The 9188-nt window shown below is 69.5% G+C and carries 8 protein-coding genes; 6 read left to right on the top strand and 2 right to left on the bottom strand.

Features of this window, described 5'->3' with window-relative positions:
* Both ACFV2X_RS54770 and ACFV2X_RS54765 read left to right on the top strand, forming a co-directional pair.
* On the top strand, positions 1-483 hold a 483-nt coding region (locus tag ACFV2X_RS54770), incomplete at its 5' end, for an ABC transporter ATP-binding protein (RefSeq protein ID WP_385631649.1).
* The gene (locus tag ACFV2X_RS54765) at positions 480-2858 is read left to right on the top strand and encodes an FtsX-like permease family protein (RefSeq protein WP_385631647.1); all 2379 of its coding nucleotides are present in this window, start codon (positions 480-482) and stop codon (positions 2856-2858) included. The genes ACFV2X_RS54770 and ACFV2X_RS54765, both read left to right, overlap by 4 nt.
* Positions 2859-3001: 143 nt before the next feature.
* On the opposite strand, the gene ACFV2X_RS54760 is transcribed toward ACFV2X_RS54765, so the two are convergent.
* Complete coding sequence (locus tag ACFV2X_RS54760) at positions 3002-4435, bottom strand: IS630 family transposase (protein ID WP_385631644.1); 1434 nt, start codon at positions 4433-4435, stop codon at positions 3002-3004.
* Between the two features lie 217 nt (positions 4436-4652).
* Between ACFV2X_RS54760 and ACFV2X_RS54755 the strand changes: the two genes are divergently transcribed.
* Positions 4653-5246, top strand: coding sequence for a DUF3995 domain-containing protein (locus ACFV2X_RS54755; RefSeq protein WP_385631642.1), 594 nt, complete (start codon positions 4653-4655; stop codon positions 5244-5246).
* Between the two features lie 42 nt (positions 5247-5288).
* The gene (locus tag ACFV2X_RS54750) at positions 5289-6182 is read left to right on the top strand and encodes an IS982 family transposase (protein ID WP_385631640.1); all 894 of its coding nucleotides are present in this window, start codon (positions 5289-5291) and stop codon (positions 6180-6182) included.
* A gap of 19 nt (positions 6183-6201) precedes the next feature.
* Here ACFV2X_RS54750 and ACFV2X_RS54745 read toward each other — a convergent pair whose 3' ends face one another.
* Positions 6202-6615 (bottom strand): winged helix-turn-helix transcriptional regulator, encoded by a 414-nt coding sequence (locus ACFV2X_RS54745; RefSeq protein ID WP_385631638.1) that lies wholly within the window; start codon positions 6613-6615, stop codon positions 6202-6204.
* A 101-nt stretch (positions 6616-6716) separates the two neighbouring features.
* Here ACFV2X_RS54745 and ACFV2X_RS54740 point away from each other — a divergent pair, with 101 nt between their 5' ends.
* Together ACFV2X_RS54740 and ACFV2X_RS54735 are read left to right on the top strand one after the other, a co-directional pair.
* Positions 6717-7568, top strand: coding sequence for an alpha/beta fold hydrolase (locus tag ACFV2X_RS54740; RefSeq protein ID WP_385631635.1), 852 nt, complete (start codon positions 6717-6719; stop codon positions 7566-7568).
* Positions 7569-7734: 166 nt separating this feature from the next.
* The gene (locus ACFV2X_RS54735) at positions 7735-8964 is read left to right on the top strand and encodes an IS701 family transposase (RefSeq protein ID WP_385631652.1); all 1230 of its coding nucleotides are present in this window, start codon (positions 7735-7737) and stop codon (positions 8962-8964) included.
* The last annotated feature ends 224 nt before the right edge of the window (positions 8965-9188 follow it).

Below are 9188 nucleotides of genomic sequence, written 5' to 3'. Positions count from 1 at the left end.
CGGGCGCTGTCCGCGATGCCGGACTCCCAGCGCAGCGCGCTGCGCCGCGGCGAGTTCGGCTTCGTCTTCCAGTTCGGCCAGCTGGTCCCGGAGCTGAGCTGCGTGGAGAACGTCGCGCTGCCGCTGCGGCTGAACGGCGTACGGCGCAAGGAGGCCGAGACCCGCGCCCTGGCCTGGCTGGAGCGGCTGGAGGTCGCCGACGTACGCGCCAAACGGCCCGGCGAGGTCTCCGGCGGCCAGGGACAGCGCGTCGCCGTGGCCCGCTCCCTGGTCACCAACCCGCGCGTGCTGTTCGCCGACGAGCCGACCGGCGCCCTGGACTCGCTCAACGGCGAGCGGGTGATGGAGCTGCTGACCGAGGCCGCCCGGGAGACCAACGCCGCCGTCGTCCTGGTCACCCACGAGGCCCGCGTCGCCGCGTACTCCGACCGCGAGGTCGTCGTACGGGACGGCAAGGCCCGGGACATGGCGGGCGTGCGGTGAGCGGCACCGGAAACGTGACCTCGCAGCGGGGTGAGAAGGAGCGGGAGCACCTCGGCGGGGCGCCCCAGGCGCCCCGCGACCGCCCGGAGCCCCGCCAGCGGGTCGGCCCGGCCCGCTGGGCCGCCGATCTGGCGACGGGGGCGCGGTTCGCGGTCTCCGGCGGCCGGGAGAGCTGGGCCAGGACGCTCCTCACGGCGGTCGGCGTCGGGCTCGGCGTGGCGCTGCTGCTGTTCGCCGCCGGTGTCCCGCATATCGTCTCCGCGCGCGAGGACCGCACCGACGCCCGCACCCCGTCCGAGAGCAGCGACATCAAGCCGGGTCCTGAGACCATGCAGTTCGACTGGGGATCCACCACCTTCCGCGGCGATGGCATCACGGGACTCCTGCTGGCACCCGACGGCGACCGGCCGCCCCTGCCCCCGGGCGTCGACCGGATCCCCGCGCGCGGCGAGATGGTGGTCTCCCCCGCCCTGAAGAAGCTGCTCGCCGACGGCGACAGCAAACTGCTCAAGGAACGCCTCGATTACAAGATCGTCGGCACCATCGGCGACGAGGGGCTGATCGGGCCAGGCGAGTTCTTCTACTACGCGAGCATCGATCCCGACGCCATCGACGACAACGTCATCCGTCTCGACGGCTGGGGCGACAACTCCCCGAAGGAGCCCCTGGACCCGCTCCTGCTGATGCTGATCGTCGTGGGCTGTGTGGTGCTGCTGCTGCCCGTGGCCATCTTCATCGCCACCGCCGTACGCTTCGGCGGCGAGCGCCGCGACCGACGGCTCGCCGCGCTGCGCCTGGTGGGCGCCGACAGCCGGATGACGCGGCGGATCGCGGCCGGCGAGGCGCTGGTCGGCTCCCTCCTCGGACTCGCGGTGGGCTGGGGGTTCTTCCTGCTGATCAGGCACTTCATCGGCGGGGTCACGGTGTTCGGCACCAGCTTCTTCCCCTCCGACGTCCAGCCCGCGGCCACGCTCACCGGGCTGATCATGGTTGCCGTGCCCGCCTGCGCCGTCGTGGTCACCCAGATCGCGCTGCGCGGCATCGCCATCGAACCGCTCGGCGTCGTACGCAACGCCACGCCCACGCGCCGCCGCCTGTGGTGGCGGCTGCTGTTCCCCGTCCTCGGCCTCGCGCTGCTGCTGCACCTCCGCTCGGAAGAGAACAGCGCCGACTCCACCTACCAGGTCGCGGGCGGTGCGGTGCTGATGCTCGTCGGCATCACCGCGCTGCTGCCGTGGCTGGTCGAAGCCGTCGTCAAGCGCTTCGGCGGCGGCCCCGTCCCCTGGCAGCTCGCCACCCGGCGGCTCCAGCTCAGCAGCGGCGCCGCCTCGCGCGCGGTCAGCGGCATCACGGTCGCCGTGGCCGGCGCGATCGCAATCACCATGCTCTTCGCCACCGCGGAGAGCGACAACACCCGTTCGACCGGACAGGACTCGACCCGCGCCGATGTGGTGGCGGATGCCAAGGTGGACACCGGCGCGCAGGCGCAGGACGTCATCGCGCGCTACACCCACACCAAGGGCGTCCGCGAGGCCCTCGGCTTCGCCAACGCAGGGGTCGGCGTGATGGTCGGCGACTGCCGCACGCTGAAGGAGCTCGCGCGGATCGGCGACTGCCGCGACGGCGACGTCTTCATGGCCAGGCACGCCGATGTCGACTACTTCACCAAGCCGGGTGCCACAATTAACCTCGGCTTCGGCGAGGACGACGACCCCTCCCGCGGCAAGCCACGGCTGTGGACGATCCCCAAGTCCGCGCGCGTCGTGAGCGTCAAGAAGGACCCGGTGGGCAGCGAGCGCTCCGGCATCCTGGCCACCCCGGGCGCGCTCGACATCACCGACCTGAACAAGCCCTCGGTGCAGATGCTGCTCCGGCTCGACCCGAACGTCCCCGACGCCATCGATTACGCCCGCAACACGACCGCCGCGATCTCCCCCCAGGCAAACACCTACGAGGTGCGCGACACCACGCAGTCGAGCGAATTCAAGAGCATCCAGCGCGGCCTGTTCATCGGCGCCTTCGCCACCCTGCTGCTGATCGGCGCGAGCATGATCGTCTCCATGCTGGAGCAACTGCGCGAACGCAAGAAGCTGCTGTCGGTCCTGGTCGCCTTCGGCACCCGCCGCACCACCCTCGGCTGGTCCGTACTGTGGCAGACCGCCATCCCGGTGGTCCTGGGCCTGGCCCTGTCAGTCGCGGGCGGCATCGCCCTGGGGGCGATCCTGCTCAAGATGGTCGACAAACCGGTCGCCGTGGACTGGGCCAGCGTCACCACGATGACCGGAATCGGCGCGGGCGTCATCCTGCTGGTCACCCTGGTCAGCATGGGGCCGCTGTGGCGCATGATGCGCCCGGAGGGGCTCCGTACGGAGTAACGCGCGAGCGGTGCGCCAGTGGCCGCCGGGCCCTTCCCACCTGGGGAAAGGGCCCGGCGCTCGCGTGTTTCAGAGAGATTTCAGAGCCTATGCCCTCTGTTGGGGTGAATCACGTCGTACGGGACACATGACGGTGGCCCGGCCTACGACGGTGCTTCCGACAGAAGCCATTGGGAGGCCCACCTTGTCCGCAACCGACGAGCCGCGCGTTCAGCGCAATCCGCTGACTCTGCTTGAGTGCCGTCGCTGCGCTTGACGATCGAAACGACCAGCTCGGGCGCGGCCGGGCAGTACCCGACGAGGCTGCCGGTGTAGCCGCCGTCGGCCCGGACCAGGGCCAGCCGGTGGTGGGTGCCCGCCACTTGCTCGAGCAGCGCCTTGGCGGCGGTGCGGCCTCCGAGTTCGCGGCGGTAACCATCACACCCAGCAGCAGGCCGAGCGTGCGCGACATGCCGCTTGCGGCCGTTACTGACTTCGGTGTACCAGGGTCCGTCCGGTCTCTCGAGAGCGAGGTCCGTCCCGGCGAGGAATCCGGCGAGGATGGCGTGCCGGTACTGCAGCGCCTTGAGCCGTCTGCGGAGCAGAGTCTCCAGCTCACCGAGGGCGCGGGCGGCCAGGTTGGCCAGACTGCGCTTGATGTGCGCCCACATGCCCTCGACCGGGTTGAGTTCGGGCGCGTATCCGGGCAGCAGAACCATGGTCAGCCACTCGCGCTGCGCCACGAGCGCCTGCATCGTCTTGGAGATGTGGGTGTTCAGTCGGTCCCACACCACGATCAGCGGGGCTTTCAGCAACTGGTGGGCGCCGTCGAGCAGCCGGATGTAGTCCGTCTCGCCCAGCGAGCGGCGTTCACCCTTCCGCCCTGTGTGACGACGCAACCGGTAGCACGGGCGGGCGGGAAGACCGGGCCGGTAACACAGCAGCCCGGCGACCGACAGGCGCCCACGGCTGCGGCCGGGCACCTTCACGGTCGGGGTGATACCGCGCCTGCCCCAGGTACGGCCCTTGGGCGGACGGCCGGTCACGCCCGCTTCATCCTCGAAGCAGATGAACGCGCCGGACGCCGCCCGCGCGGTTTTACCTCCTGCCAGGTCACCTCCTGCCAGGTCACCCTCCCACCACGCGGTGATCGCATCCTCATCGCGCTCGGCGGCGGGCCAGGCGGGCATCTGCACGCTGTAGCCCATCCGATGCAGCAGCCGGGTCATACCGGAGACGCTGTAGTAGATATGGAACTTCCGCCCGATCAGCGTGCGCACCCGGGCGGCCGTCCACACCTGGTCATCCGCCCAGCCATGCGCGGCCGGCCCCTCCTCCAGCCACGTCGCGAGCTTGGCCTGCAGGTGAGGGCCGAGCCGACAGCCGTAGCCGGAAGGGCCCCTGGAACACAGACCCTCGCGTCCGCCCGCCTTCCAGGCGCTGCGCCACTGGTAGACCGACTTCTCGCTCACCCGTAACTCCCGGGCGACAGGCGGGACTTCCACGCCATCCTCGAGGAGGTCGGCGGCCCGCATTCGTACCTCTTCCCGGCGCCTGCGCTGTTCGGCGGTCAGCCCGCCCCCGTCCGGATACCGCATGCCTCCGGCGTACCACCCCGGCCGGACCGCGTCACCGATCCCGACACACATCCAGACCCCGAAACGCCGAAGTCAGTAACCGCCTCAAAAGACACCGGGCCGTAGGCACGCGGTATGACAAGTTGGCGGTCCGCTACGAGACGACCGTCCTTGTCGCGACCATCAACGAGTGGCTGTGACCAGCACATTCGATCCACGCCCTAGATGATCAAGTCCGATGTGTCCGGTCGCATGTGGTGGCCGACTGGATGGCGGGCGTCCCGGTTTCTCAGCGCTGCTGGCGGTTGTGCGCCACGGCAGTGGCATGCTCCTCGCTATGCATGAAGATCCGCAGGACAAGGCAACGCCGCGGTGGTGGGGGCGTTTCGCGTGTACGTGGGCGGTCGCTTTCGCTGTGCTTCATTTCTACTGGGCGCTCGGCGGCAGCTGGGGCCTGAGTGTCTCGGCGGGGCCCTTGGCCGAGGAACGCCCCGGGTGGTTCGTGGTGGTGGGCTTGTGGGGCGTGGGAATGCTGTGTCTTGTCGGCGGCGTCCTGGGATGGCTTCTCGCCCGGCCACGGCCTCATGGCCTGGCCGGACGGGCGGTCAAGACGCTGGGCTGGTGCGTCTGCGCTGTGCTGGTGGTGCGTGGCATCGCCGTCGAGGTGCTGCTGCTGAGTGACGCAGTGGGCCTGGAGATAGGGGTGAGTCCGGAACAGCGGCTGTGGACGCTGGCGCTCTGGAATCCCTGGTTCCTGGTCGGCGGTCTCGTCTTCGGGCTGGCCGCACGGCAGTTCGGAAGAGCGAGTGGCCGGAGTAGCGGTGCCGCCTGACGGCGCGCCGGGAATCACGAACAGGGCCTCCAAGATCGTGGCGTGAACGATGACCTGGACACCCTGCTGACCGCACTGTACGTGAAGATCGATGACGAGCTGGAGACCAACCGCTGGATGGGTCGGCCACCGAAGCTCACCGACGCCGAGCTGGTCACTCTCGCGGTCGCCCAGGCTCTGCTCGGCTTCCACTCCGAGACGCGCTGGCTGCGTTACGCGACTACACACCTGGCATCGATGTTTCCCTATCTGCCGCAGCAATCCGGGTACAACAAGCGCCTCAAAGCGGCGTTGCCCCTGGTGAGACGGGCGATACGGATGCTGGCGGCGGACACGGACTTCTGGTTCGACACCCACTGGATCGCCGACTCCACGCCGGTACCGTGCGGGATGTCCCGCCCGACGGTGAAGCGGTCGGACCTTGCCGGCTGGGCCGGATACGGGTACTGCGCCTCCCACTCCCGGTTCTTCTGGGGCCTGCGCCTGTACCTGGTGTGTACCCCGACCGGGATGCCCGTGCTGTGGGCGCTGGCGAACCCGAAACTCGACGAGCGCGAGGTATTGCAGGCCATGTTGGACGTCGACGTCGACCTGGTGGCCGATCGCCCGGGACTCCTGCTCATCGCGGACAAGGGTTTCGCCTCCAAGGAGTTCGAGAACGACCTGGCGATGCGCGGGATCGACCTGCTGCGGCCCTCGTTCAAACGCGAGAAGAAGCGCAAGGGCGAGCGGCTACTCAAGTCGGTGCGGCAACTGATCGAGTCCGTCAACGACACCCTCAAGGGCCAGCTCGGCCTGGAACAGCACGGCGGCCGGACCTTCGAGGGCGTGGCTGTCCGCGTCGCTCAGCGTGTCCTCGCGCTGACCGCGACCGTCTGGCGGAACCACAAGACCGGCCAACCGATCATGCGATCCCTGATCGCATTCGATCACTGAGCACATCGGACTTGATCGTCTAGTTGGGGGCTGACTCGTCGGCGAGTTGGTTGCTGTGGTCGATCTCCGGCATGTGCGTCTCGGCCCAGACCCGCAGGGCGGAGAGCGGTATTTCGAGGGACAGGCCGAGCTCGGTGAGCCGGTAGTGGACGGCGGGCGGCACGGTGGGTTCGACGCGGCGCGCGACCAGGCCATCGCGGACCAGGCTCTGCAGGGTGACGGACAGCATCTTCTGTGAGATGCCCGGGATACGGCGCCGCAGTTCCGCGAAACGGAAATCGCCCGGAGCCTCCTCGGCCAGCACCTTGACCGCCATTGACGTCCACTTGGTGCCGATACGGTCGAGCAACTGGCGGGTCGGGCAGCGCGGATCCAGCAGGTCACCGCGCTCACCGGGCCGCCGGCTGGGTTCTCCGGGCCTCGATGTGGTCACCCGGGGCTCACCACCTGAAGGGAAAGTGCCGTCTTGGACGGACCAGGTTAGTTCCCTAGCGTGACCTTGTCACTATTCCTCACCACTCCTGGAGTCCCTCCATGCCCGAGCTGCGACGCGTCCCCGCCAACGGTGTCGAACTGAACGTCGCCCTCTCCGGATCGGGTCCGGCCGTCCTGCTGCTGCACGGCTTCCCGCACACCTGGGAGCTGTGGACGGACGTCATGGCCGACCTGTCCGGCCGCTACCGCGTCATCGCGCCGGACCTGCGCGGGTTCGGCGCGAGCAGCCGGACAGCCTCCGGATACGACGCGGGCACCCTGGCCGAGGACGCCGCGGCGCTTCTCACCACGCTCGGCGTGTCCTCAGCCGCGGTGGTGGGCATCGACGCCGGCACCGCACCGGCCTTCCTCCTCGCCCTGCGCCGCCCCCGTCTCGTTCGGCGCCTGGTGGTCATGGAGTCCCTTCTGGGCAGGCTGCCCGGCGCCGAGGACTTCCTCGCCGACGGGCCGCCGTGGTGGTTCGGCTTCCATTCCGCCGCACCCAGCCTCGCCGAGACCGTGCTGGAGGGCCACGAGGCCGCCTACGTCGACTGGTTTCTGAGCGCCGGCACGCTCGGCGACGGGGTGCGCCCCGCCCTCCGGGACGCCTTCGCCCGCGCATACACCGGACGCCAGGCATTGAGCTGCGCGTTCTCGTACTACCGGGCCCTGCCCGAGAGCGCGGTACAGATCGAGCAGGCGGTCGCCACTGCCCGCCTGACGGTGCCCACGATGGCGCTGGGCGCCCGGCCCGTCGGTGCTGCGCTGGAACGCCAGCTCCGCCCGGTCACCGACGATCTCACCGGACACGTCATCGAAGACTGCGGCCACATCATCCCGCTGCACCGGCCGCGCGCCCTGCTCACGCTGCTGCATCCATTCCTGGCCGGTGAGGACGCGAAAGCAGCGTGACCGGGGCGGGGCTGACATTCGATACACGCCCTAGTACCCAGTTGCAGTTCGCTATCGCTGCTGGTCAGAGCCATGTTTTGGAGTGCACTCGGCTGATGTCCCGTCAAGTGGCGGGAGTCCGTGACCCCGGGTGCGGCGGGCCGTTGTGTTTGCCGTGCAAGATGATGTGCGGCCCGATGTCTGGTCGGCGGAACTGGAAGAGTTGCTGGTGTGGATCGGTCACCGGTTCGGGCGGGTGGATCTGCGGCGGCGAATGCGGGCCTATGTGCACGGCCTGCTCGGGCCGGTGGGCCGCAAGAACAGCTGGCAGCTGGCCGAGCATGCCGGTCACCGCACTCCCGCCGGACTGCAGCACCTGCTGAGCCGTGCCTGCTGGGATCCCGACGAGACCCGCGATGACCTGCAGCAATACGTCGTCGAGAGACTCGGGGACCCCGCTGGTGTACTGATCATCGACGACACCGGGTTCATCAAGAAGGGCACGGTCTCGGCCCGGGTGCAGCGGCAGTACTCCGGCACCGCCGGTCGCACGGAGAACTGTCAGATCGGCGTCTTCGCCGCCTACGCCACCGTCAGAGGCCGGGCGCTGGTGGACCGAGAACTTTACCTGCCGAAGTCCTGGACCTCCGATCCAGACCGCTGCGCCCAGGCGAAAATCCCCGACGAGCGCGCGTTCGCCACCAAGGGCGACCTTGCGAAGGCCATCATCATGCGGGCACTGGCCTCGCCGCTGCCGATCGCCTGGGTGACCGCCGACTCGGCCTGCGGCCAGGAGTGGCGGCTGCGCCGCATGCTGGAGGAATCCGGCGTCGGCTACGTCCTCGCCGTGCCGAAGTCCCAGCATGTCCACGCCGTCGGCCGCATCGACTTCGCCATCGCCCAAGCCCCCGCCGACGCCTGGGAACGCCACTCCTGCGGGGCCGGCGCGAAGGGGCCACGCGTCTACGACTGGGCCACAGCGCGGCTGCCCGCCATCGACGACTTCGACGGTGACCAGCCCACCCACGACCGGTGGTCGCTGGCCCGCCGCAGCCTTGCCCGCCCGGATGAGATCGCCTACTACCTCGCCTACGCGCCGAGCGGCACTCCCGCTGCCGAACTGGTGCGGATCGCCGGGACGCGCTGGGCGATCGAGGAGGCATTCCAGGCCGCGAAGAACGAGTGCGGCCTGGATCAATACGAGGTCCGCCGGTATCCGGGCTGGTACCGGCACATCACCCTGGCCATGCTCGCCCACGCTTTCCTCGCCGCGATGGCCGCCGCCGCGGGGACCAAAAGGGGGGCGGCAGAAACGGTTCCGACGCCCTCGCACCGCTCACCGTGGCGGAAATCCGGCGACTCCTGGCAACTGGCCGCCCCACGCCGGCGCACCTGCGGCACACCGCCCACGCATTGAACTGGTCCCGCTGGCGCCGCCGTCACCAGTCCACCGCCCGCCGCTGCCACTACCACCGCCGCACCCGAGGTCACGAACTCCCGCCACCTGACGGGACACCAGCAGCGATAGCGAACTGCAACTGGAGTACTAATACTCCAGCCGGACTTCTCCATTCCTGCTGGTCAGCGGCCTGGGGGTGGGGAGTGTAGCGGGGTGGGAGCGGGTGTGGGGTGGTCTTTGCG

It is taken from the genome of Streptomyces sp. NPDC059679 (assembly GCF_042734105.1).
GTDB lineage: Bacteria > Actinomycetota > Actinomycetes > Streptomycetales > Streptomycetaceae > Streptomyces.
Note: the sequence above shows the minus strand (reverse complement) of the source record. Positions and strands in the feature narration are given on the sequence as shown.

What these genes read in the sequence shown, in the direction of transcription:
- ACFV2X_RS54740 (WP_385631635.1), top strand. Translation starts at nt 6,717, where the DNA reads ATGCCCGAGCTGCGACGCGTCCCCGCCAACGGTGTCGAACTGAACGTC.
- ACFV2X_RS54760 (WP_385631644.1), bottom strand. Translation starts at nt 4,435, where the DNA reads ATGCGGTATCCGGACGGGGGCGGGCTGACCGCCGAACAGCGCAGGCGC.
- ACFV2X_RS54755 (WP_385631642.1), top strand. Translation starts at nt 4,653, where the DNA reads ATGTGTCCGGTCGCATGTGGTGGCCGACTGGATGGCGGGCGTCCCGGT.